Source organism: Fibrobacter sp. (assembly GCF_045112255.1).
GTDB lineage: Bacteria > Fibrobacterota > Fibrobacteria > Fibrobacterales > Fibrobacteraceae > Fibrobacter.
On sequence record NZ_JBGUHR010000086.1, the window covers coordinates 47,831 to 71,397 of the forward strand.

Below are 23,567 nucleotides of genomic sequence, written 5' to 3' on the forward strand. Positions count from 1 at the left end.
ATGCGTTATTCGTTTGTAAAAAAAGAAAATTTATGTGCCCGTTTTACAGCGGCTTTCGGACTGTTTTTCCTTATTTCCTGCGCCGGCAACAATACACCCGAAGTGAATCCAACCCCAACGCAAGAAGTTTCAGAAACAACCGAAGTATACGACGACGATTCAGCCTCGGACTATGTTACCGAAGAAGCTCCGACCACAATCGCTACTGGCGGCACCATCGAAACTAGCGGTTGCACATTTACCGCACCTGACAACGGATGGACAATCATCGGCGGCGAAGACAATGCCCCCTATGAATTTTACAACCCGAAAACCGGGCGCCGAGCCGTTCTCGTCGAAGTGATGCTCCCCGAAGGCGAACCGCTCCGCCTCATGGACCGTGCCCAAATCGAAATGCAATCCTTCGAATCGAGCGGCAAGAAGGCAACACTTGCCGAGACTTACCCAGAAGAAGCTTTTGGCACGACAGGCGCATTCTTTGACGTGGCCGGCAAGCGCTACGACACGCCTTACGAAGCTGTCGGTCTCGTGATTGGCGCCGGGAACCGAATTTTCACGCTCACGCTCGCCGCAACAGACACGCAGCTCCCCGAAGGCGCCCTCAAGCAAGAATGGAAAGACTTCTTTGCGACATTCAAGCTGAAAGACGTCGTGAAAGAAGAAGTTTCGGAACTCTCTGCCGAACGCATCATGCAGCATTCTAGTGCAGATCTCGGCTATTCCTGGAGCACAAGCGATACGCTTTGGCACACCTGGGCCAGTGTCGCCCGTCAGAACGAAGACCCAGACCTGGTTCTCAGCAACAAGAAAGAAGATATTTCGCTTTTTGTTTACGGCGCAATTGTCCCAGGCGACGAAGTCAGTCAGCAAGACATGTTCAAGGTTCTTTTGAACCGTCTTGGACTTTCCATGAACGAGGCTAGCTTTGAAGTCCAGCGCGTCAAGGTCGGCGACCGCTATGCCCAGGAATTTACCCTCACCCATGTCGTCAACAAATACGACTTCTATTATACAGGTAGATATTTCTACGATAACGGACGCGGCATATTGATTGCCACCTGGACACAGGGCATCAACAAGAAGAAATACGCATCCGTCATGAAGAACGCGATTAGCGGCCTCAAGGTCGGTGCCATGCCCAAGACCGCAAGTGACGAAGAATCCCGCAAAAAGCAGAACAAGTTCAACGCCGCCGTCATGAGCCAGGTCGGTATTCTCCGCTTGCTCGAAGACCAGCCGTTTGTGGCCCTCAGCTACTTTGAACGCGCGAACAAGATGGATCCGGAAGAACCGCTTTACCTCATCAACTGCGGTTTCGTGTACCAGATGAAGGAACTTTACGGCCCCGGCATCAGCTATTTCACAAGCCAGATGGATCTCGTGCGTAAAAACGGCAAGTTGCTCTCCATTCTCGGCGAAATGTACGAAGCCTTGTTCGACTACGGCCATGCCCGTGAATGCGCCGAAGCGGCCCTCCGCTACACACCAAACAATCCGGAATACGTCATCAACTTGAGCGATGCCCTCTGGGGCTTGGGACAGCGCCACCAGTCCCTCATCGTGGTACAAAGACTTTTCGACACGCAGCCGAGTTCACGCCTGGGCGTTTACCTCGCCAAGACCTACATGGGCCTTGACCAGTACGCCGAAGCCGTCGATATCCTGTACGGCATTCGCGGCCGCTTTGGCATGAGCAAGGAACTTGGCGAAACGCTCATGGACGCACTCATGTTCCTCGGTCGCTACGAAGAAGCCCGCGCCATCAGCGACGAAACGCTCGCCAAGGCAAAGAACGACTATAAAGTCTGGACGATGCACGGCAAGATCTTGTTCTATAGCCGCAATTATCGCGATGCAGAAAAGGCGCTCACCAAGGCCCTCGCCCTCCGCCCAGACAACGAAGACGCCAAGAGTTTTCTCTCCGCAACGAAGGCTTACCTCGGCAAGGCGGACAACCGTACTCTCCAGAAGCCGATTACGCCTGTCGAAGAACGTACCGCCGACCTGAAGACGCTCCTCCGCCCGCAAGCTAAGCAGACCGCCGTCGAAGGCGACTTCCCCGCCGTGATTCATTACCAGAAGGAATCCCTCAAGGCCGAAAAGAGCGCCAACTGGGTCCGCAGCGAAGAAATGCTCCTCGAAGTGCTCGACCAGCGCGGTGCCGCCATTTATCGTGAATTCACGTTCGACTTCTTGCCGGGCTATGACCGCATCTTCTTGAACGCTCTCGAAGTCTACGACAGCAACTGGAAACTCAAGCAGAAGGCGACACTCAACGGTGCCTATATTACATATGCTACTGAAATTGGCGGAGGCAACGAAAGCCAGACGGCCCACTTCCCGCTTTCGGAACTTGCTCCGGGTGACTTTATCTACATGCAGTTCAGCCGCACGAATCTTGAAAACAAGGGCATGATTCCGTACACGAATTATGAAAGCAGCCGCGATGTGCCCGTCGGAGAATCCGTCTTCCGCATTTATGCCGACACGACACGCTTTGTCACCGAAGAATACGGTCCGCTTGAGAAGTCCCCGATCAAGGGCGGCATCGAATGGAAGATCGAAAACCCGGTCATTGTCCGCAAGGAACTTTACATGCCGGTATACCGCGACTTCGGTGCCGGTCTCATTCTCACAGGCAAGCAAGAATGGCGCGATGTCGGTGATGACTACCAGAACCTCATCAGCCACCAGTTCAAGAAGGCCGTCAAGGTTCGCGAACAAGCTTTTGAAGTGCGCGGCAACAAGATTGGCGACGATGCCGTCAAGGCGATCATCAACTTTGTCCGCCAGGACATCCGCTACCGCGATGTGCGATTCGGCGGCCACAGCCTGATTCCGCAGACCGCAGAAGTGACCCTCAAGGAACACCGTGGCGACTGCAAGGACATGGCGCTCTTGCTCAAGGACATGCTCGAAGCCATCGGCGTGAAGAGCTACCTCACGGCCATCCACCTCACAGAAGAAGGTTTCTCGCACTTGCCGACCATCCAGCAGTTCAACCACATGATCCTCTACATCCCGCAACAAGGAAAGATTAGCGAACGCTGGGTTGATGCGACCGATAAGACGGGCAACGACCGCCCGGTTCCGCTCGACATGGAAGGCAAAGTTGCCCTCGTAATTGACGGTGACCAGAGCCACGTGGTCACAACTCCGATTCTCGAAGACAACCAGGAACACCAGATTGCAATCCAGCACGACCTGTTCATCGGCGCTAACGGCGAATGCGAATTCCGCGATTCCGTGCAGCTCCAGGGCAAGTTCGCCAGTGCCATCCGTAACAAGTTCTTTGGCCGCGACGTCAAGGATCAGGAAAAGCTCTTGGAAGAGTTCCTCGCCTCAGGCGTCCCGGACGTGAGCATCGGCAATATCCGCATCCAGAATCTCGACCAGTTCAACAAGCCGCTCATCATCGTAAACACCTACCTTTCCAAGGGTTACTTTGGTCAGGGCGGTTCCGAACTCAAGGGAAGATTCCCGAACGTCTGGGAACGTAGCCTCTTCAAGCTTCCGAAGGTTGCAAAGCGCCACCACCCCATCCGCATGCCACACGAAACGCAGTTCAGCTTCAAGCTGAACATCAAGACGGCTAGTGGACACACGGTGACACTCACCGAAGCAAAGCCGCTCAACCGCGCTCCGGATTACGTGAGCTTCGAAAAGCAGCCGAAGTCCAAGACTTCTAGCGGCATCAAGTGGACCACGTTTGCGCTCTACGCCGATCCGACCGAATACGACAAGATTCGCGAAGAATGGAACTACCTCTTGAGCGAAACCAGCCCGATGATTACGGTAAAATAAGACGAAAGAACGCCGCTACGCGGCTACAGACGAGAGACGAAAGATTATATTCGCAGCATTCGCCTCTCTCGTCTAATACAACCATTGACTAACAACTATTGACTAACTATGCGTGCATTAATTTTATCAGACATTCATGGTTCTGCCTTGGCAGCAAGGCAGGCACTCTCGTTCTTTGAAAAGTTCAACTGCGACAAGATTTTCTTGCTGGGCGACACGCTCTATCACGGTCCGCGAAACCCGCTCCCGGCAGGGCATGGTCCAATGGGAGTTGTCGAAGCTCTTGCTCCATACAAAGACCGCATTTTCGCTGTCCGCGGGAATTGCGATGCCGACGTTGACTTGATGATGCTCGACATGCCCATCGAAAATGAATACAAGGTCATTGAAGATTGCGGGCTGCATCTTTTTTTAAGCCACGGCCACATCTTTATGCCGGAATGTTTTCCACGCACAGCACTCGAAACCATAGAATCTACGGGATTTACACCTGAAAAAAACAACATTGAGCAAAAAAAGCCGCAGATTGATGTGTATCTGTACGGCCACACGCACATCTGGAAGCTCGAAAAGAACTTCCGCGACGTGCTTCTCGTGAATCCCGGCTCGACGAGCCTCCCGAAAGGCGGGAACCCACCCACGTTCGGGCTGTACGAAAGCACTCCCGCCAACGAAGGCGAGTCCGGCCACGCCAAGTTCAGCATCCACACGCTGGAAGATGGCGAAGAAATTGCGACCGTGACTGTATAGTAATACGAGATGGCGACCCCGGAATAAATCCGGGGTGACAAAAGAGATGCCCGCTCGGAGGCGGGGATGACAGTGCGGGATGACAATGCAGAGGAAAAGACGCGTTCCAGTCATCAGCCAATTACTTACAATTTTACTACTTTAGAGCCATGGTTTTAAATGTAATTTGGCTCGTGTTTTTCTTCGGTGCATTTATCGCATGCATCGTCCAGTGGCTTGCTTTCGGCGATACCGACATTTTCAACAAGGCAATTCTCGGCGCTTTTGACATGTCCAAAACGGCATTCGAAATCGCACTCGGCCTCACGGGCATTTTGAGCCTGTGGCTCGGCATCCTGAAAATCGGTGAAAAGGCAGGCGCCGTTCAAATTCTCGCCAAGATCGTGCAGCCGCTTTTCTCTAGACTCTTCCCTGAAATTCCGAAGGGGCATCCGGTCGTGGGCACGATGCTCATGAACATCAGCGCGAACATGCTCGGGCTCGACAATGCGGCTACCCCGATGGGCCTCAAGGCCATGAAGCAACTCCAGGACCTGAACCCGAACGACGACAAGACCGTCGCAAGCGATTCGCAGATCATGTTCCTCGTTTTGAACGCAAGCGGACTTACGCTAATCCCGGTAAGCATTATGACTTACCGCGCCCAACTAGGCGCCGCAAACCCAAGCGACGTGTTCCTCCCGCTCCTCCTCTCGACGTTCTTCAGCACTATCGCAGGCATTTTCGCACTCAGCTTTTTCCAGAAAATCAAGCTCAAGGACCCTGTAACCGTCATGTGGCTCGGCGGCATCAGCGCCTGCGTTATCGCCGTGATGTTCTACTTTAGCCACCTCACTGCCGAAGCGCTCGGCACCACGAGCCTTTTCATCAGCGGTCTTGTGCTGTTTGGCGTGATCGTCGCATTCCTCGGTCTCGCCTGCTATAAGAAAGTCCAGGCATACGAAGCTTTTGTCGAAGGCGCCAAGGAAGGTTTCAACACCGCCGTCATGATCATCCCGAACCTCGTCGCGATTCTCGTGGGAGTCGCCGTGTTCCGCGCAAGCGGCGCGATGGACCTCGTCATGAACGGCATTTCATCATTGCTCGGACTTATCGGCGTCGGAAACGACGTTGTACCCGCCCTCCCGACCGCACTCATGAAGCCCCTCAGTGGTAGCGGCGCCCGCGGCATGATGATCGACGCCATGAAGAACCTTGGCCCGGATAGCTTTGCTGGCCGACTCAGTTGCATGTTCCAGGGAGCCGCCGACACGACATTCTACATCATCGCCGTGTATTTCGGTTCCGTGGGCGTCAAAAAGACACGCCACGCCGTCACCTGCGCCCTCATTGCAGATGCCGTCGGAGTCATTGCCGCCATCATCATTGCCTACATATTCTTCCCACCAATCCACTAGCCATATCATTGTTCTAAAGCGGAATAAAAACAGGAAGATTTATTAATTTTTCTTTACCTTTCTGAAATATTTTTATTTAGTTTTAGAACACGTTTTTGGTGTATAATATGTGGACTTTTAAGGGGTGAAAATGGATTACGTCATTTTCAATAGTATTTATAAAGATTTTAGGGATGCAATTTTAGACAATGTACCTGATATGTTGGCAATGAGCAAGCGCATAGGCGCTGCAATTCCCCCAATATGTAATATCCTAAACATTGGTTATATCAAGCTCAAACTTATTGCCCCAAGTTCTATCATAGCCAAAGACGGCCTGAACGACGAAAAAACGATTTACGAAGACTCCAATGGTTACGAGTCCATGCCTCTCATCCAGACGTACAGAACGGGTGAAAACGGTATAGTCACCATCGAAATCAAGGCTAAAAAAAGCCACAAGTTTACACCTCCCGAACTCCAGGCGGTAAAGCTCATTTGCGACGACATGTTCATCATTCTTGGTCGTTCCAGGCTCATGAGCGCGGTCCATTACGCAAGCCAGACCGATACGATGACGGGCGCCCCCAATACCGCGAAACTGATACACCACAGTATTGAACTCAAGGCGAAAAACAAGCTGCAAAACTTTAGCGGCCTCTTCATCAACCTCAAGAACTACAAATACATCAACCAATCCAAATCCCCAGCTGTTGGCGACAAGGGGATAACCATTTTTACGCATACCGTCATGGCCATGTGCCACGACGATGAAATAATTGCAAGACTGGGTGGAGACAACTTTTTCGTCCTCGTCAGAAAAGAAAACAGGGACATGTTCATTAAAACACTTTCCTCGATGAAAGTGAATGTCCCAATGCCTCAGGCCCCGGCAATCCAGCTCAACATCCAAAGCCGCATCGGCGTCTACGACATCCAGCAGGGCGATTCCATGAACGAAATCATGCACTGTAGCTCTGTCGCCCTAAACGAATCCAGAATTCATCCTGGAAACGATGTCGTTTACTTCGCAAAGAGAATGCTCGACAAAGCCTACCATGAAAAGGAAGTTTCATCGCTTTTCCATGAGGCGCTCGAGCGTAAGGAATTTATCGTTTACTATCAGCCCAAAGTTTCCGTAAGCGATCAAAAGCTCTGCGGCTGCGAAGCCCTTGTGCGCTGGAACCGAAATGGGAAAATTATCCCTCCAAGCGAATTTTTGCCCATTCTTGAAAAAGAAGCGTCCATCTGCCAGCTCGACTTTTACGTATTCCGCAAAGTTTGCGAAGACATCCGTTCCTGGATTGATGCAGGCTTTGAACCTGTCCGCGTATCCTCCAACTTTTCGAGGCTCCATCTAGCCAATACGCACCTGACTGAAAATATCCTGAAAATCATGAAGGAATATAGGATTGACAGCAGGTACATCGAAATCGAGATTACCGAGTCATCGAATTACGAAGACAAGGTCGCCATGCAAAAATTTGTGGACGATTTACGCCAGAACGGGATTTCCGTTTCCATAGACGACTTTGGTACAGGCTATTCGACATTCACGGCCATAAAGGACCTGAATGTCAATGTCATCAAGCTCGACAAATCGCTCCTCGACCATATCGGTGACGAATCGCACCATGATGAAGTCGTCATCAAAAACATGGTCAATATGATTAACGAGCTGAATCTTGAAGTAGTCGCAGAAGGCGTCGAAAACTCCAAGCAGCTTGACTTTTTGCAAAACGCAAAATGCCCCATAATCCAAGGGTTCATTTTCGACAAGCCGTTATCTAAGGAAGAATTCGAGAAGAGACTTTCAAACAAAGTCACTTACAATCATATTTCCTAAAAGAACATCCAGACAGCCATCCAAAGGACAATCAACCCGAACTCGATTTCCCTAGAAATCCGGGCCATAAAGCTACACCCAATCGCGATTCCGGCAATAGCGGCCAAGCGTATCCACGGAGCCTCTAGCCCCGCTTGAGAAAGCGACACATTTCCGACAAGCTCGACCCAGAGCCAAAAAGTCTGCGCCAGCACCATGAAACGCCTGCGATTTTCCCTAAGCCCCGTCGTAAAGACGCAGAACGTGAGCGCCACCATGCGGAACGGATAATTTTCCATCGCCGAGACCGCAAGATTTCCAGCAAGCGCCGTATAAAGACAGCTTATCATGACTACTAAGAACATCACAAGCGTGACACGCAGCATCCCCTTCATCTTCCAAAGGAATGCCGCAAAAATAAGGCAGAGGAGGCAAGCGACGGCATTGGCAAACATGCTCATTTTCGGCCTCCCTGACGTTTTCTGGAAAAAGCAAAGCGAACAAAAGGTTGCAAGCTCACAAGCAGGCAACTGACATAGGCGCCAAATGGCCCCGCAAGAGCGATCCAGTCCGAACTGAAAAAGCCATACACGACAGCCGCAAGAACCCCGCACAACACAGGCAGGCGCACCACCTTGAATTCTGGAGCCGAGAACGGCGAGTAATACTTCTTTTCTTCGACTTCAACGACCTCGCCATCAGAACTATCGCTTTCCTCGCCCATCAATATTTCATCGTTTTCAAAGAACCGCGAAAGCAAAAAACGTACACCAAAGAAAATGGCGACAAAAAGCGATCCGCAAGCAAACATAAGGCTTGCATTAGCAAATGTCGCGTTTGAAAAGAAATGGTAATCATTATGGTTTACAACAAAATCACACTTCAGCAACACACCAAATAAAATACTCGAGACAACAATCATCCGTTCCCAAAGATTTTCACGCACGGCTAATATAAGCATCAGTTGCGGGATCGCGCAAGCAAAGACAAAAGCAGACAAGCTCCCCTCACCCTTCAAAAGAATAAGCCAAAGGAACAAAAGCGACACAAACCAGCTGCAAAGCATGAGGAAACGCTCGATCATGCGGTTGTAGTAGTTTTCGAATGAAAGGAGCGCAATTGAACTTGCAAGTCCCATGTAAAAGACAATCGCCACCACATACAACGGGAAGAACGCTCCCAGCCAAATAGAATTTTCGTGACGCGCGAAATCCAAGGCAAATTCAGACACCACCCAGAACACCGTCGGGAGGATAATCCATGCAAGAGGCCGCCTGATTTTGGCAAGTTCCTTACAAAGAACGACATCCTCGGCACTGTCCGCCGCCACAAGATGAGTCACGAAAAAAAGGAGCGACATAAAGCCGACAATGCCAATGCTATAGACATCGCTATGGACATAGCCATTCATTTGGATGGAACGGGAATAGACAAGCGATAGAACAAAGGCAACGACCAGACTGCAAAGCGAGCTGAGTTCGAGCAGAAGCGACGTGCGGCGATGGATTTTAACCTTCATGATTAGCAAGAAGGCCGAAAGCAAAACGCCCGCCTGCGACATGCCGATCCAGAAAATGAAATGCGTCTTCGGAGATTTCCAGTTACCGCTATTATGCAAAAGAAGGTCAATGGAGCCATCCCAAAACGAGCCTCCCACAGAAAGCAGGAGCAACAAGCACAACCCAATAAAAACTATAGTAACGACTTTGTTGTTCATAAATAGTCACTAGTTATCAGTCACTAGTTATTAGTTTAAAATTTGGCAGCTATGCCGCAATTAATCACTAAAGACTAATGACCATTGACTAAGAACTAAATTACTATACAATATATTTTTTATTTTTGTGAGCGTTTTTCGCATTTTCAAAAAAGCGACTTTTCATGAGCACTATAGAGATTATCATCATCGCAATTGTCGAAGCGATGGACTGCTTTGCGGTCGCCATTTCGACCGGTCTTTGCAAATCGGGCATCAAGCGCTCGCGCGCAGTGCTCCAGGCAGTTTCTTTTGGCGTTTTTCAAGGCGGCATGACGCTTCTCGGATATTTCCTGGGCAGCTTTGCCGAACGCTGGTTCAATGCCGTGGGCACTCCAATTGCATGCGCGATTCTCTGCATTTTGGGCGCCCGCATGATCTGGAGCGCGATTCGGGGCGGCGAAGCAACAGCCTCTTGTGCGCACTTGAGCCTCATGAACATCCTGCTACTGTCGATTGCCACAAGCATTGATGCGTTTGCGGTCGGGATTTCGTTTGCATTCCTGAACGCGAACATGATTTTTGCAACATCCGCTATTGCAATCGCAAGCTTTGTGATGGGCGTTCTCGGTTTTGAAATCGGGCGCCACGCCTCCAAGCGTTTCAAAACAAAAATCCCGGAATTCATTGCCGGGATTATACTCATCGCCATTGGCGTGAAGATGTTTGTGTAGACTACGATTTCTTTATTTCGTCGTAGCGATAACGGTAACCGTACCCATAGCCAAGACCGTCCTGCAAGCACTGGTTCAGAACGATAGCCTTCTTGTCAAGCTTCGCAATACTGAGCTGGTCTATAACATCCTGGATCTCATCCATGGAATGCTTCTTGTATTCGATGACGATCAGGCCAAAATCAGCCAACTTGGCAATTGACTGGGCATCAGAAACGAGCGAATTTGGCGGCGTATCTATCACGACAACGTCGTACTTAGACTTGCATTCGTCAATGAGTTCGGCAAAGGCCCTGGAACTCACCATTTCGCCTGGATTCGGCGCACGGGAACCCTTAGGCAAGAAGTAAAAGCCCTCACCCATATCGACAACGAAATCTTCCAACTTGCCGTTATTGATCAAGATATCCGAAACACCCTTTTCGCGCATGTGCGAAAGGCGTGACTTGCGCAGGTCGGCATCAACAAACAGAACTCGCTTATTTTGTTTAGCAAACAGATAGGCCAAGTTCAGCGAAACAAAGGACTTGCCCGCACCGGGAATGATACCCGTCACCATGAGCACCCGCCCACCCTCTTCGAGGAACGAGAACTCTAGCGCCGTGCGGAGCGTACGCACCTTCTCGATCGCAATGTCTTCGGCATCGGCCTTAGCCAGAATAAAGCGTTTGTCGTTAACGCCCGGCAGCTTGCGATTAATCTGCGTCTTGGGAATCTTGGCATAGACACTCACGCCCGTCTCGCGTTCAATTTCAGAAGAAGAACCCACACCACGGCCACCTATGGTATGCAAGAGATATATCAACAGAAGGCTGAACGCAAAGCCCCCGCCAAGGCCCGCAGCCATAATCTTTTTGCGGTTGGGCTTGGACGGTTTTTCATGAATATAGGCCGGGTCCACGACGCGCACGTTACCGATTTCACTTGCACGGACCACGCGCAACTGCTGGATGTTGTTCAAAACCGACGTATACAGCTGGTTATTGATCTCCACATCCTGCTGCAACTTCAGCACATCTTGCTGGGTAATCGGCAGCTTCTTGGTCTTGCTTTCTTCTTTACCGATTTCGCGGTTCAAGCGTTGCTGCTGCTGCAAAAGAGCCTGCATCGCCGGGTGATCTTCCTTAAACAAGCGAGCCTTTTCCTGGTACTGCTGCTGCAACGAGAGCAACTGCGTCTTGAGTTCGACCTGACGTTCAAGAGTTCCCTTTGCTTCAGCACCGAGATCGACAGTCCCCATCTTATTGCGATAGTTTGTCAACAGGCGTTCCGAGGAGTCCAGCTTTGCCTTGATGGAAGGCAGCTGTTCTTCCAGAAATTCCAGGGACTTTTCGGCTTCGGCACTGCGCATCTCGACATTCTGGCGCACATAGGCCTGCGCAACAGCATTAAGCACATCGGCGACGCGATCCGGATAGCGACCGGAATACGAAATTTCCAGGATATTCGAATTCTTTTCTTTCTCGTAGGCGTTAATCGACGCCTGCAAACCTTCAGCAACACTCAGGACCGAGGACCTGAACAAACGGAACGACTGCCCCGGTTCAGCAGAAAAAACCCTGACACAAATCGCGACAGAATCCGCACCCATCGGTATGCGGTACGTCTCTCCGACTTTACCCACAACAAGGCTCTGCCCCATCGGCGAGAAGAGTTCGTACGTATCCTGCGACTGGATCACGGCAATCCACTTTTCAGCCTTTTTATCTTTCTCAAGCGAGGCCGTTTTAGGCGGTTCAAAAAGATCCAAGTCCATACGGCCTTCACGGCGCATGAGCCTATCCACAATCCCTTGCGGCTCTGCCGTATAGTTCAGATGCAGCTGTTCCACCACCGGCATCAGAACGCTCAAGCTCTTTATCAAGTGGATCTCGGCAACCGCCGGACTCTTAGCATCGAATAAGTCACCAAAATCAGAAACAGCCTTGCCGCTCTTGGACTTTGTATCGAGCTGGAGCATCGTCTTGTTATCGAAAGAATCGCGAACATAGCGAGAAGCAACAGTACCTGCCAAAAGTCCAACAATTGACAATACCGCCACAAGCTTCCAATGACGAAAAATATTACCTAACAAATCGAAAGAATCTCCCCTGTTGGCTTGCAAAAAGAAAGGCTGCTGCGGATTCTGCTGTTTATTATTCGGTGTAACTGTCATAAAATTTTGATCCAACTAGTTATACTCGCAATATAACAAAGAAGAAGAATCGAGAGCACAACAAGCCGTTAAAACCCAAGCTTTTCCCGGAACACTAGCACACAAAACATCACATTGCCAATTATGTAGCGGCGCCACATTCGGCGAGGTTCCTTTAAAAGGCGATAAAGCCATTCCAAACCAAGCCTTTGCCATATCATCGGGGCGCGTTTGTAAGTCCCTGCAAAGAAATCGAAAACCGCGCCAACAGTCCCGACATGGCAGTGGATATTCAGGCGGTCCCAGTTGGCATAAACCCATTTTTCTTGCTTGGGGGCAGTCATGCCAATCCATAGCAAATCCGGGTTTGCATCGTTAATCGCCTTAACCATGTTCAAGTCATCCTCGACCGTGAACTGGGGCTTATACGGCGGAGAATACGTAACGACTTCCAGATTCGGGTAAACGATAGCGGCTTTTTGGCGAATGAGCTTCAGAACCTTTTCACTGGAGCCCAGGAACATCACCTTGCCCCCCTTTTCGTTTAGGCGCCGCATTTCGTGAACAAAAAGGTCCCACCCGGCAATGCGTTCCTTGGGGCGTGATTTGCCTTTAAGGAAATTACACACGCGGACAATGCTAATACCATCGGGAATTAACACATCGCCTTTGGTCAGAGCTTCTTCAAACAAGACGTCTCGACGAGCGTTGTTGTACGAGAACGCGTTAATCGTGTTGATTAACAGCTTGCCCTCGGGGAGGTTTGCAAGTTCAGCTCGACTACAGAGGAGATTTAAGTTTCTGATGCAAATCATAGAATAAACCAAATTCCGTGATTACAAAGATAGCTTACTGTAACCTTTTTGTAAACTCTTTTTGTTGTAATTCTTCAGTTTGCAAAATCTTTACATTTCTTTTTCAGATAATAACTGATTATACAAATCACCAATCTGTTTATTTATTGTATTTATATTAAACATTGTTTCTGCAAAACGAACTGATTCCTTAGCAATTGATTCCCGAAGGTTTCTGTCCGTTATAATTCTTTCCATACAGTTCGAAAGTTTTTCTACATCTCCCGGAGAAAAAAGAAGCATATTTTTTCCATCTTTTGAAACATCAGGAATCCCCCCAACCGGAGTAGTTATCACAGGCAAGCCAAAACTCCAAGCATCCAAAACACTCATAGGAAAGCCCTCTGCATAAGAAGGCAAACAAAAAACAGTTGCATCACGGAAAGCTTTCTCTTTATCCAGTCCATTAACCCAACCAAGCCATACAACTTGATCGCTAACATTCAATTCTTTAGCAAGCAATTTTCCCTTTTCAACTTCTCCATTTCCTGCAAAAACAATCTGCCAGTCTGGGTATTTCATGGCTATTCTAGCAAAAGCCTTTATCATATCATCGTAGCCTTTTCTATGACATATTGTTCCAGCATATAGAATAGAGCATTTTTTTGATTGAGTACAAGAAGGGTTTGAATTCAACGAAGAAATACTGTGTGAAGAAGGACAAGGATTGTAAATAACTTGAACCTTAACAAAAGGAAATACAGCTTCAACTTCTTTTTTCCAATACTCACTCAACACAACAACTCTATCCGCCCTAGCAAACAAAAACTTGTACAAAAAAGCATATTTGCTTCGGATAGTCGTCTCAACAGAAAATGAATGAAAATGTATAACCGTTTTTTTTGAGAATAGCTTAGCAAGCCATACAAATATAATTTTTCGCATAGCAGAAGGAGGTTCGCTTAAATGGATATGCACCAAATCATAAAATGGCAATAAAAATAAAAATTCAAAAAAAGCCGGAATAACCTTCAAAAACTTTAGAAACAGACCTTTATCTATATGGGTTTCTATCCATTTGCAATGAAATTCATTCCATTGAAGCCCCTGCTGGTGAGCTTTTACGACAGAAGTTATACCGCCACGAGTTTTATGGGATGTAGCAACAACAAGAACCCTAGGCATAACTAACATTCCTTAAATTTCAAAATTTTAGCAGGAATTCCTCCAACAACAGCATTATCAGGAATATCCTTTGTTACAACAGCCCCTGCACCAATAGTAACGTTATTACCAATCCGTACAGGACCAAGTATTTTACAATCAAGACCAAAATAACAGTTGTCGCCAACAACAACAGGACGATTATCTTCTTGTTCTGTTTTATTACCAAAAACAACACCAGAAACCATCGTGCAATTTTTTCCAATCTTCACATTCGGACCTACATGAGTATAATTACCCACATGAAAGATTCTAAAACCAGGACCTATTGTATTTGGGTATATTGCAAAATGTAGCTTAAACTGCAAATGTTTAAATCTATACCAATGCCATAAATAAGCAAACTTATGAAGTCCACCTTTCCCCTGATGATACTCAATATATCGCATATGGCGAATATATTGCCAAATATACCAACATTCATTATGAAGCAAAAAATCCTTAAAAGATGGCTTGTATTTGCCAAAACGTTCTAAATCTTTACTAAGGAATTCTTGTATTTTTTTCATTATTCTTTACCTTTAACAAGACTGAGGAAAAAACGGCTCACATCATCTTGTCTTTGGATATTGCATGTAGATGTTTTTTCATTCTCAATTGAGCCAGCATAATCGGGAAAAACGCTTCTATGACAATAGCCACTTTTCGTTTAAGATTCACCTTGCTGTGAATCAATATTTTAAACCAGTTCTTTTTTAGATATGTTTTCGCTTCATTATATTCAAGCATATACCGACTTTTAGAATTCGTTGCTATTATATTCAACAACAGTTCATAATAGTTAGCGTAAATATGCCATTCAATCGCATCCCGAACATTTTGTTCTTTTGCAAAAATGCATTTTCTTAAATTCAAACAATTATCCAGAGAAAGGAGTCTAGTCTCCACATTATATTTAGTTGTTCCGCTGTCAACATTATTCAATCTGTAGTTATAAACTTTTCTATGTCCAACACCAATATTCTTAGAAAAATAAGCAATGGTATTTGCAAAGTGAAGCGTTTCCCCAAACCAATGTGGAGGAAAACGTATGTTATACTTATTTATCAATTCCATACTGTACATTTTATTCCAAGGACCTAACACCATATTCATATAAATAATGTCTGCAATGACACGATTGCAATCTTGGACTTCAATTCTATCGTCAATAATTTGCACCTGATCTCTTGTCGTAAATAAATGATCAGAAAGAGCTATTTTAGTATGTGTAGAATGTATGATATTCATCATATATTCTACAAAATCAGGCGAAAACCAATCGTCACCATCCATAAAACATACGTAATCTCCAGATGCCAAATCAAGGGCTTTATTTCTGGAATCGCAAACACCGCTGTTTTTTTTATGAATGGGAATAAAACGTTTATCCGACGCAGCAAATTCATCGCAGATACTTCCACTATCATCTGTAGAACCATCATCCATCAACAGGATTTCAACATTAGTCCATGTTTGTGTTTTTAACGATTCTAAGCCCTTTCGCAAAAATTTGCCCGAATTATATATTCCAACAATAATAGTTACCTTTTCTTCATTCATTTTATTACCCCTTTTTACCTCAATTAATTTTTTCTAAGTCAAGACAAAGTTGCTTTTGCATTTCAAGTACACGATTGTTCAAACGTTCTTTGTTCAAATCATATTCAAGAAACATCTTGTCAACAATTCTTTTCAAGTCATCAAAATTAATAAAATCAATATCTATTGAATAATCCTCAAAACCTATATTTTTCATGTACTCTCGTAATTTGTATAAATAATTAACAGCGATAACAGGACGATGCCCCGCTCCAGAACAAAGAATAGCAGCATGCATTCTTGTAACAATGCCAAAATAGCAACGTTTATAAACAGAGGCTAATTCCATAGGCGTTAACAAACGCAGAATAGAAACAACTCTATTTTTATTTTTCATCAGAGATAAAACAGATTCTGCTGCAGTTGAATCACCAACTTTGTACCCACCTCCAACCACAGTTGGTGTAAACACAATATCCTTATCATATTTTTCTATGATATAATCTAAAATCTGAGCATGGACTCGGTTGTATTCCGGCATACGAGCGGGACCAACAGCCTTGCGAAATGACCAATCAATGACAGAAACCGCAATAAAATTCGGAGATATTCCAAGTGATCTGATAAGAGTTTCAGAATCTTCATCATTACAAATAGTCGACTGCAACAAAGCTATATCAAATGAATTAAATTGGTAAGGAGCTGTACAATGCCATTCTTTTAAAATTTCAAATGATTTTTTGTCCCGAACATAAATAGCAAAACTTTTATTCAAAACTTTTTTTGCAAAATGAATTGTACTTTTATAAAAAACAGGGCCAATAGTCAAAGACAAATGGATAATTTTTTTACCCATTCGACAATATGTATCTAAAGCAACCAGTGACAACAATGCGGTTTTATAGTAAATATCATTTATTCGTTCGGCTCCAATACAATAAATAAAATCAGCATTTTCAACTTCTTGAATAATCTTTTTTCGCCTTCCAAACAAGCCCCAGCTAATATTCGATGTTAGCATTAATAGAATTCTTGTGTAAGCGATCCACAATATAGTTAGAATCAGCCAAATCATTTTATTTACACTGCTAGCAGTAGGAAAGAGAAATAAATCTCCCATAACCTTGACGCCATCATGAAGATTTTCCTTATACAAGGTATAATCAACATCCTCTGGAGTTGCACATAAAAGTACAATCTCACAATTGGAGTGTTTTTGTTTTGCTATTTTTATGGAGTTTTCCATTAACGCCATTGATCCGACATTTCCAGAAGGCCCACCTTCTGCAATTATAACTTTAGGTTTCATTGTGGAAACTCCTTTTTTAACGTCTTTTTCACATCTCATTTGTATTGGCATATTGTATTCAAAAAATCTTTAATCTTTTTACCACATTCTCGATAATCAAAAGAATATTGCCCAACTATAAAACCATTTTCGCCAATTTCATCGGCACTTGATTTGTTATCTACTAAAAAACGCATTGCCTCAGAATATCCGGCGACATCATAAGACGCAAGAATAGCACTTTCCTTGTCTTTAAAATAAAAAGGAATTTCGCCAACAGCGCTAGTTATTATCGGTCTACGCATGGCAACGTATTCCGCAATTTTTTGAGAAAAACGGGCCTTATCCTGAAGGCTATTCGGATCTAAAGGAATCAGCAAACCTATTGACGATGCAAAAATTTCATTCAACTCTTGACGTGGAACTTTATTTTTGACAATGATATTTTCATTATCAGCATAAGACTGCACCAGCTCTTGCGTTTTTTTCAAAACACGATCATTTCCTTGAATCACAAGAACTAATTGGACATCTCGGTATTGTTCCTGTTTATGAAGCTCACGAAAAGAATCCAAGACCAAAGTATTTCTCAACAAATACTCACCAGCACAACAATACGTAAAATGACTTGCAATTTTCTGACGTTGATATTTCACATCAAAATCAGCCAAAATCGGAATCAACATATTAGGCTTATGGAATCGATTACACTTTTCTCTTAAAAAATGACCTATAGGGAAAATTGCATTTACAAAATAGCCAAAAGTATAATCTAAAAGGCATCCTCGTATTTTCGAAACAAAGCCTTGACTTAAACCGGCATGCCATTCATGAAAAAGGCAACTTCTGGAATACCCCAGCAACCAAGCCATAGCAAAATAAACATATATAAAAGGAACCATTTCCATTCCGATTATTATATGGTTTACCTCACCTTTACGCTTCTTATTCTTTAGGTTTTTCCATAATTTGGGCAAGTTCACAAAGAAACTTTTTAGGCGATTAGTTCTCGGAAAAATACAGTAGTCTATTCCATTTTCAGAAATACCTGACATTTCCTCTCTGATACCATAAGCACCAAAAGCACCATCTATAATAGACACAGAGCAGCCACATTCCTTTAAGCCACGAGCAATAAATTCACTCTTGGAATTATTGGCAGAAAATCGCTTCGGATACCCCTCACCAGTCATAAGAATCACGTTCATACTAATTCAAGCCCTTTATCACTTTACATGGATTTCCTGCCGCAACAACATTGGCAGGAATATCATGAGTAACGACACTCCCTGCACCAATTACTGTATTTTCACCAATGTGTACACCCTTCAAGACCTTGACTCCATAACCAAGCCAAACGTTATCATCAATAACAACAGGAGCATCCTTCCCAGATCTGGGATCATCCGAATGCCAATCGCTATCTGTAATCATAGTATTGGCTCCACAACGTACGCCATTGCCTAGTTTTATAGACAATGCAGCACCAATAACGGTTCCCGAAAAGCCACAATTGTCTCCAATATGGATTTCGGCCCCCCGCGCTATTGTGGAAATCATACACGGAGAAAAAACACCTATCAAATTCGACCGATGAGACGAATTGAAACAAGAGTTGTTTCCTATAGAAATTATAGAATCAGGTTCTGTTCGAAAAACAGTCTTTCCATAAAAACGGTTCTTTGAGCCCAAATTGACGCCCCACCACCAGGCTGTCAAGACATTGGGCAACAGCCAAAAATATTTAGAAAGCCTTTTCCAAGCGACATTGCAATAATGAGCTAGACTATTCGATTTATGCACCATAAACATTACCAATAGCAACCAGATTCAACAGATGACGCATTTTTTATTTTTTCAGATCCATCTGGATACACCCAATACTCATTAAACAAATCCCTGTAACAAGAGTTCGTGTATTGGGACTCCCAACGTTTTCCCTTAATTCCAAATAAAAGCTGTAGCCCACCCCCTAGGTGAAATCCCTTTTTTCCAATTTCTTTGCAATGTGCCGCCAAAGGTAAGCCATAGGCGCCACACCCAATAAGAGCCACATCAAAATCAACTTCGTCAATTTGCTTAATCATTGAATCCAAAGCTTCGAACCAGTTGACAAATTTACATTTTTCACCCGCTAAAGTTTGTACAGCCTTTATAACCGTAAGACTCTTAAAATCAGGGAGCCAGTCCTTTGAAGGGAATAAATGGGCTCTTTTTTCATACTGTTTTTCAATGGTTTCTTTAAAAGGGTGAATAACAAGGACCTTTTTTCCTTCTAAGGCCTTCATCCAGGAATGCTCAACAAAAAATGGATATAGCGATTCCAACTGAAAGAACTGACACTTGGAATTAAACGGCAAAAATTTTTCATAATAAGAAAAGCGCCCCGCCAAATCCATTGTCGGAATATATTTCAAATATAATTCTGCAAACTTTTCCAATTTTTTTAAATCACCACCAGGAAAAAAACCAGAAAATTGACACAAATCATTGTCTAATCTAGGAAAATCCCACCAAGGAAGTCTCGTTTTATCAGTAATGTAATTAAGCAATTTTTTGAAATAGCTTACATCACTATGAACCGTAATATAATTATGTATGACAGCCCCCTCAGTCGTTCCCATTCGTCCAATAAAGCAAGGCTTATCCGCATTTAATAAATCAAAAATGGCTCGATTGGCGTCTTCTCTCTCATTTTCGCTCGGCCAAGACTTTCCGACATATTTTTTTCTAAGAACATTTTTGTAGACATTGCTTAGCAGCTTCATTATTTTCGTCTTCATATCACACCCTCATATCATTTACGCGCTCATTCGACAAACAAATTGATTCATAGATACGTTTCAACTCTTGAGCGACATTTTGGGGATTATGCCTTTTCAAAGCATGTGCTCTCGCATTTTTCCCCATTTCAACATATTTAGCGTAATTTTTTTCACAATCCATTATAAGCCCAGCAAGAACATACGGTTCTCCTTCTTGGTACATATTCCCCTCAATCCCTTCTTTCATCATACTTGCAGTACCACCAACATAAGATGCTATTATGGGCATACCAAGTAACATAGCTTCGCATAATGTATTTGGACTGTTTTCAATTCTACTCACCTGAACAAATAAATTTGAAGACATCATCTGTTCAATCAACCGAGATGAATCCATACGGCCTAAAAATTTAACATTTAATGAATCTCTGTTGAAAGAAGTCATTTTTTCGGAATACAAAGCCTTTTCGTCATTGGCCGTTATGCCAATAACGTTCCATTCAAAATTGAATCCCGCCTCTTCTAAAATTTTGGCGGCCTGGAAAATCACTTCGACCCCTTTCCACAAGCCAAAACTTATCGTCGAAACAATCTTGAATTTTTCATTTGATGTAGGCGCCCACTCTTTTTTGAAAAAATCACTACGAAGAATTTCATTACAGGTATAATATTTTCTTTCCGGATTCAATGCCAAAGAACACATTTCATCCCACTTCGTACGACCAATAATATTATCTATTTTCCGATAAATTCTTTTTTCCCTTGACGTTTTTCTGCAAAAACGGCGAAACGATGCAATAGAATCGTCTAGCAACAACCTTTTTATAAAGGGAGAATTTTTTTCTACAACCTCTTTAGGAATCCCTGAAAAATATTTATTCTTATAAGGGCCCAAAATTCCTTGCACCGACATACAAATTTTCCGAGAATCAATATGTTCCGCAATTAGCCCAAAATTTTCCTCAGATCCATGAATATGGATTACATCAGGATTAGTACTAGATACGACATCAAGCAAACGAGGAATTTCAACGGCATCGTAACAATCGGAAAATTGGGACCGGAGCCTATAGATATACCTTCCAATCTTAGAGCCATTTCCAGAACGCAATACAGGGTGATAATATATGCCAGAATAGAGAAAAGGTTCCATCGGCACACCCCAATAAAAGGCGATATGCAGCTCTACCTGAGGATTTTTTTTCATTTCTTGAGAAAGAGCGTACAACCATCCACCACCGGTGACAGGCTTTCCAGTGAGCTTTTCTTCAGCCTCACAAGGCGTATTTGCAAACCAAAGAATTTTCATGATATTTTCCTTTCAAAGAAAAGTTCATATACCTGTTCATCATTCATATACCGAACTTGTGGATTCATACAAATAACTACACCCATCCAAATAATTAAAAATTTTAAATCAAACATCAACCATCCAAACGGATAAAGTTCAAGTAAACTCACAAATATAAAATAACCAGATGCTTTACATAGTAAATTATTAGACCTAAACATTCCTTTAAATGCAGGGATTATTAAGAGAGCTATATAAACAAAAGCCATCAAAAGGCCTCCCTTTAAAATCAAATTGAAAAAACCTGTTTCAGAGCCATATCTCCACCCCTTAAGGTAATCATCCTCACGTAATGGGTAGTAATATCTTCCATTTAAGCCCTTACCAAAAACAACTTCCCATGAATCCATTTGATCCATCAAAGCCACATCAACCCCTGAACGAGTGTCAGTCGTACCTCGAGATGTAATAAAAGACGTAAGTGATGTATTAAAAAGCAAAAATGTTAAGGCAACAGCACACATCAGGGCAAACAAGCCGACAAAAAATTTTCCCCTTCTAAATTTTTGAATCCACATATATATAGGAAACAACGAATAAAGAACCATTATAGCGCATCTACCTCTACGTCCCAACAACAGGCCACCAAGAAGAACTGAAATAAAGCCACCAAGAATCCAATTACGTTCCACTTTCGTTTGATATTTGCCTAAAAGAAAAAAGAATACAAACAAGTTAAATATTGTATAAGGCAATATCCAGCTACTTTCAGACACATTTCCAGAAAAGCTATCGCTTGATAAAAGACGCTGGCTAGATTCTTTTATTAAAAACGGAAATGCAACCACAAAAAGAAAAACTGAAATTTTTGCACATTTATATGCCAGTCTCATAAAATATCCATAATCGTAAAATCGATAATCGATATATGACACATAAGGCATAAGATAACAAAGAATATAAAAAGGTTGAAAAAAATGATAATTAATCATTCCTGCAGTACTAATCCATACGTATTGATAATCAATCATATAACCGCGAACAATCATTATTGCACAAATGATTTTATAAAGACTTAACAAATTACTGTAAGACGGAGAAAAAAGATAAATATTTCTATTTTTTATAGAAAAAAAACTCTTGAATATAAAAAATAAGCCTATAATTTTAAATCCAGCAATAACAATTTCACTTCCTTGGCTCAGCTTAAAAAAAACGTCAGATATAACGTTAAATAGGAAAAAACCTAAAATAATTGTATTAAATGGATTATTTGACGTTTTATTCATCATAACAAGAACATCTCTACAACACGTTTATTAACTTATCCCAATATTTTTCTTTAAAATAAGCCGGATTAGCAGTTACTTGTCTCGAATCTTGCAAAATTCGACAAGCTTTTTCATACGCATCCTCTAGATTTTCTGCATATTGGACATTTTCACCAAAAAAATCTTTTGGGAACCACTTAACGCCACTACTCAATTTATGATCAGCCGAATTAATTACAATCACAGGAGTATTGGCAATCGCAGAAAAAATAGTTCCATGATAACGATCTGTAATCACAACTTTATAGGTTGAAATTTTTTCAATAGTTTTATTTATCAATTCGTCACGATGCTTCCGCATTTCAACATTACTAACCTTTAGCGTTGTGTCAATCTTTTCTTTTCGAACATTTCCAAATCTGTTCATCAAATCATCAATACTACTTGCAGAATAAAAAGCTTCAACATCATCACGTATGCAAAAAAGCACCCCATCTCTCTCAACTTTATAAGATCGCGTACCAATCAAGCTGGTTACAATATCAGGGAAAAGCAATAATTTCGTTGACCCGAAAAGCTTTTTTGCATTTTCATAAGAAACTTCATCACGACACAATATTGCGAGATTTTCTCGATTCCCAAATTTCTTTGCAACAAGCTGTTTAACAAACGGAGCATAAAAATTAATTGTTTGCGGAAGTATTATAAACTGATTCCTCCAATGTTCCAACAAGAACTCAAAGGAAAACCAACCTCCATGATGATCTGTAAAGAAATATCCACTATGCCCAATAAAAATATCTTTCTTACGAACAGTTAACTTTAAAACAATAAAAACCCAAAACGTATAATTAAATAACAAGGATTTATTGTCATTAGCAAAAACCTGACAGATCAGTGGAAACTCGAACAACTTGTAATCACCATAATTCTTCTTAATCCACTTCTCAGTACACATCAACTGAGCCTGGTCTCCTAGATTCGGATGTTCAGGAACACAAAACAACAAGACCTTTTTTTTGAAAGTAAAAAAAGCTCTCAGAAAATATGTAATCAAATATAAGATATCAAAAAGTATACGTTTCATAGAGTTC

At 43.6% G+C, this 23,567-nt stretch carries 19 protein-coding genes; 5 read left to right on the forward strand and 14 right to left on the reverse strand.

The window, feature by feature from the left end; genetic code table 11:
- Window positions 1–102: 102 nt before the first annotated feature.
- The 4 genes from ACJMM9_RS11535 (at window position 103) to ACJMM9_RS11550 (ending at window position 7,776) form a co-directional block, all read left to right on the forward strand.
- A complete protein-coding gene (locus tag ACJMM9_RS11535; protein WP_405327005.1) occupies window positions 103–3,804 on the forward strand; it encodes a hypothetical protein in 3,702 nt (1,233 codons plus the stop codon).
- A gap of 108 nt (window positions 3,805–3,912) precedes the next feature.
- Window positions 3,913–4,554, forward strand: a complete 642-nt coding sequence (gene yfcE / locus ACJMM9_RS11540; RefSeq protein WP_405327008.1) for a phosphodiesterase — start codon at window positions 3,913–3,915, stop codon at window positions 4,552–4,554.
- Between the two features lie 149 nt (window positions 4,555–4,703).
- Window positions 4,704–5,951, forward strand: a complete 1,248-nt coding sequence (locus ACJMM9_RS11545) for a nucleoside recognition domain-containing protein (protein ID WP_405327011.1) — start codon at window positions 4,704–4,706, stop codon at window positions 5,949–5,951.
- 130 nt (window positions 5,952–6,081) lie between these two features.
- On the forward strand, window positions 6,082–7,776 hold the full coding sequence (locus tag ACJMM9_RS11550; RefSeq protein ID WP_405327014.1) for an EAL domain-containing protein: 1,695 nt from the start codon (window positions 6,082–6,084) through the stop codon (window positions 7,774–7,776).
- On the opposite strand, the gene ACJMM9_RS11555 is transcribed toward ACJMM9_RS11550, so the two are convergent.
- Together ACJMM9_RS11555 and ACJMM9_RS11560 are read right to left on the reverse strand one after the other, a co-directional pair.
- Window positions 7,773–8,216: a hypothetical protein gene (locus tag ACJMM9_RS11555; protein ID WP_405327017.1), complete on the reverse strand. Its 444-nt coding sequence runs from the start codon at window positions 8,214–8,216 to the stop codon at window positions 7,773–7,775. The two genes, ACJMM9_RS11550 and ACJMM9_RS11555, sit on opposite strands and share 4 nt — an antisense overlap.
- The gene (locus ACJMM9_RS11560; protein ID WP_405327020.1) at window positions 8,213–9,472 is read right to left on the reverse strand and encodes a hypothetical protein; all 1,260 of its coding nucleotides are present in this window, start codon (window positions 9,470–9,472) and stop codon (window positions 8,213–8,215) included. Before ACJMM9_RS11560 ends, ACJMM9_RS11555 begins: the two co-directional genes overlap by 4 nt.
- Before the next feature lie 164 nt (window positions 9,473–9,636).
- Here ACJMM9_RS11560 and ACJMM9_RS11565 point away from each other — a divergent pair, with 164 nt between their 5' ends.
- A complete protein-coding gene (locus ACJMM9_RS11565) occupies window positions 9,637–10,185 on the forward strand; it encodes a manganese efflux pump MntP family protein (RefSeq protein ID WP_405327022.1) in 549 nt (182 codons plus the stop codon).
- A gap of 1 nt (window position 10,186) precedes the next feature.
- Here ACJMM9_RS11565 and ACJMM9_RS11570 read toward each other — a convergent pair whose 3' ends face one another.
- The 12 genes from ACJMM9_RS11570 to ACJMM9_RS11625 all read right to left on the reverse strand — a co-directional run bounded on the left by ACJMM9_RS11570 (window position 10,187) and on the right by ACJMM9_RS11625 (window position 23,560).
- Entirely contained in the window at window positions 10,187–12,340 is a 2,154-nt protein-coding gene (locus ACJMM9_RS11570; protein ID WP_405327025.1) for a polysaccharide biosynthesis tyrosine autokinase, read from the reverse strand.
- A 68-nt stretch (window positions 12,341–12,408) separates the two neighbouring features.
- Window positions 12,409–13,134 carry a WecB/TagA/CpsF family glycosyltransferase gene (locus ACJMM9_RS11575; RefSeq protein WP_405327028.1) on the reverse strand — a complete coding sequence of 242 codons (726 nt, stop codon included), beginning with the start codon at window positions 13,132–13,134 and terminating at the stop codon, window positions 12,409–12,411.
- 90 nt (window positions 13,135–13,224) lie between these two features.
- Window positions 13,225–14,298, reverse strand: coding sequence for a glycosyltransferase family 4 protein (locus ACJMM9_RS11580; protein ID WP_405327030.1), 1,074 nt, complete (start codon window positions 14,296–14,298; stop codon window positions 13,225–13,227).
- A gap of 2 nt (window positions 14,299–14,300) precedes the next feature.
- Window positions 14,301–14,846, reverse strand: a complete 546-nt coding sequence (locus ACJMM9_RS11585; RefSeq protein WP_405327033.1) for a serine acetyltransferase — start codon at window positions 14,844–14,846, stop codon at window positions 14,301–14,303.
- A gap of 37 nt (window positions 14,847–14,883) precedes the next feature.
- Window positions 14,884–15,879, reverse strand: a complete 996-nt coding sequence (locus tag ACJMM9_RS11590; protein WP_405327036.1) for a glycosyltransferase family 2 protein — start codon at window positions 15,877–15,879, stop codon at window positions 14,884–14,886.
- Window positions 15,880–15,898: 19 nt separating this feature from the next.
- Window positions 15,899–17,167, reverse strand: a complete 1,269-nt coding sequence (locus ACJMM9_RS11595; RefSeq protein ID WP_405327038.1) for a polysaccharide pyruvyl transferase family protein — start codon at window positions 17,165–17,167, stop codon at window positions 15,899–15,901.
- A 35-nt stretch (window positions 17,168–17,202) separates the two neighbouring features.
- Window positions 17,203–18,354: a glycosyltransferase gene (locus tag ACJMM9_RS11600; protein WP_405327041.1), complete on the reverse strand. Its 1,152-nt coding sequence runs from the start codon at window positions 18,352–18,354 to the stop codon at window positions 17,203–17,205.
- A gap of 1 nt (window position 18,355) precedes the next feature.
- On the reverse strand, window positions 18,356–18,580 hold the full coding sequence (locus ACJMM9_RS11605; protein ID WP_405327044.1) for a DapH/DapD/GlmU-related protein: 225 nt from the start codon (window positions 18,578–18,580) through the stop codon (window positions 18,356–18,358).
- A 377-nt stretch (window positions 18,581–18,957) separates the two neighbouring features.
- Complete coding sequence (locus ACJMM9_RS11610; RefSeq protein ID WP_405327047.1) at window positions 18,958–19,929, reverse strand: hypothetical protein; 972 nt, start codon at window positions 19,927–19,929, stop codon at window positions 18,958–18,960.
- A gap of 1 nt (window position 19,930) precedes the next feature.
- A complete protein-coding gene (locus ACJMM9_RS11615) occupies window positions 19,931–21,220 on the reverse strand; it encodes a glycosyltransferase family 4 protein (RefSeq protein WP_405327050.1) in 1,290 nt (429 codons plus the stop codon).
- Window positions 21,217–22,494 carry a hypothetical protein gene (locus ACJMM9_RS11620; protein ID WP_405327052.1) on the reverse strand — a complete coding sequence of 426 codons (1,278 nt, stop codon included), beginning with the start codon at window positions 22,492–22,494 and terminating at the stop codon, window positions 21,217–21,219. The genes ACJMM9_RS11615 and ACJMM9_RS11620 overlap by 4 nt, the downstream gene beginning before the upstream one ends.
- A gap of 13 nt (window positions 22,495–22,507) precedes the next feature.
- Window positions 22,508–23,560: a polysaccharide pyruvyl transferase family protein gene (locus tag ACJMM9_RS11625; protein ID WP_405327055.1), complete on the reverse strand. Its 1,053-nt coding sequence runs from the start codon at window positions 23,558–23,560 to the stop codon at window positions 22,508–22,510.
- Window positions 23,561–23,567 lie beyond the last annotated feature (7 nt).

What these genes read in the sequence shown, in the direction of transcription:
- ACJMM9_RS11580 (WP_405327030.1), bottom strand. Translation starts at nt 14,298, where the DNA reads ATGCCTAGGGTTCTTGTTGTTGCTACATCCCATAAAACTCGTGGCGGT.
- ACJMM9_RS11565 (WP_405327022.1), top strand. Translation starts at nt 9,637, where the DNA reads ATGAGCACTATAGAGATTATCATCATCGCAATTGTCGAAGCGATGGAC.
- ACJMM9_RS11605 (WP_405327044.1), bottom strand. Translation starts at nt 18,580, where the DNA reads ATGATTACAGATAGCGATTGGCATTCGGATGATCCCAGATCTGGGAAG.
- ACJMM9_RS11610 (WP_405327047.1), bottom strand. Translation starts at nt 19,929, where the DNA reads ATGAAGACGAAAATAATGAAGCTGCTAAGCAATGTCTACAAAAATGTT.
- ACJMM9_RS11545 (WP_405327011.1), top strand. Translation starts at nt 4,704, where the DNA reads ATGGTTTTAAATGTAATTTGGCTCGTGTTTTTCTTCGGTGCATTTATC.
- ACJMM9_RS11590 (WP_405327036.1), bottom strand. Translation starts at nt 15,879, where the DNA reads ATGAATGAAGAAAAGGTAACTATTATTGTTGGAATATATAATTCGGGC.
- ACJMM9_RS11560 (WP_405327020.1), bottom strand. Translation starts at nt 9,472, where the DNA reads ATGAACAACAAAGTCGTTACTATAGTTTTTATTGGGTTGTGCTTGTTG.
- ACJMM9_RS11600 (WP_405327041.1), bottom strand. Translation starts at nt 18,354, where the DNA reads ATGAACGTGATTCTTATGACTGGTGAGGGGTATCCGAAGCGATTTTCT.
- ACJMM9_RS11595 (WP_405327038.1), bottom strand. Translation starts at nt 17,167, where the DNA reads ATGAAACCTAAAGTTATAATTGCAGAAGGTGGGCCTTCTGGAAATGTC.
- ACJMM9_RS11585 (WP_405327033.1), bottom strand. Translation starts at nt 14,846, where the DNA reads ATGAAAAAAATACAAGAATTCCTTAGTAAAGATTTAGAACGTTTTGGC.
- ACJMM9_RS11570 (WP_405327025.1), bottom strand. Translation starts at nt 12,340, where the DNA reads ATGACAGTTACACCGAATAATAAACAGCAGAATCCGCAGCAGCCTTTC.
- ACJMM9_RS11550 (WP_405327014.1), top strand. Translation starts at nt 6,082, where the DNA reads ATGGATTACGTCATTTTCAATAGTATTTATAAAGATTTTAGGGATGCA.
- yfcE (WP_405327008.1), top strand. Translation starts at nt 3,913, where the DNA reads ATGCGTGCATTAATTTTATCAGACATTCATGGTTCTGCCTTGGCAGCA.
- ACJMM9_RS11620 (WP_405327052.1), bottom strand. Translation starts at nt 22,494, where the DNA reads ATGATGAATAAAACGTCAAATAATCCATTTAATACAATTATTTTAGGT.
- ACJMM9_RS11615 (WP_405327050.1), bottom strand. Translation starts at nt 21,220, where the DNA reads ATGAAAATTCTTTGGTTTGCAAATACGCCTTGTGAGGCTGAAGAAAAG.
- ACJMM9_RS11625 (WP_405327055.1), bottom strand. Translation starts at nt 23,560, where the DNA reads ATGAAACGTATACTTTTTGATATCTTATATTTGATTACATATTTTCTG.
- ACJMM9_RS11555 (WP_405327017.1), bottom strand. Translation starts at nt 8,216, where the DNA reads ATGAGCATGTTTGCCAATGCCGTCGCTTGCCTCCTCTGCCTTATTTTT.
- ACJMM9_RS11575 (WP_405327028.1), bottom strand. Translation starts at nt 13,134, where the DNA reads ATGATTTGCATCAGAAACTTAAATCTCCTCTGTAGTCGAGCTGAACTT.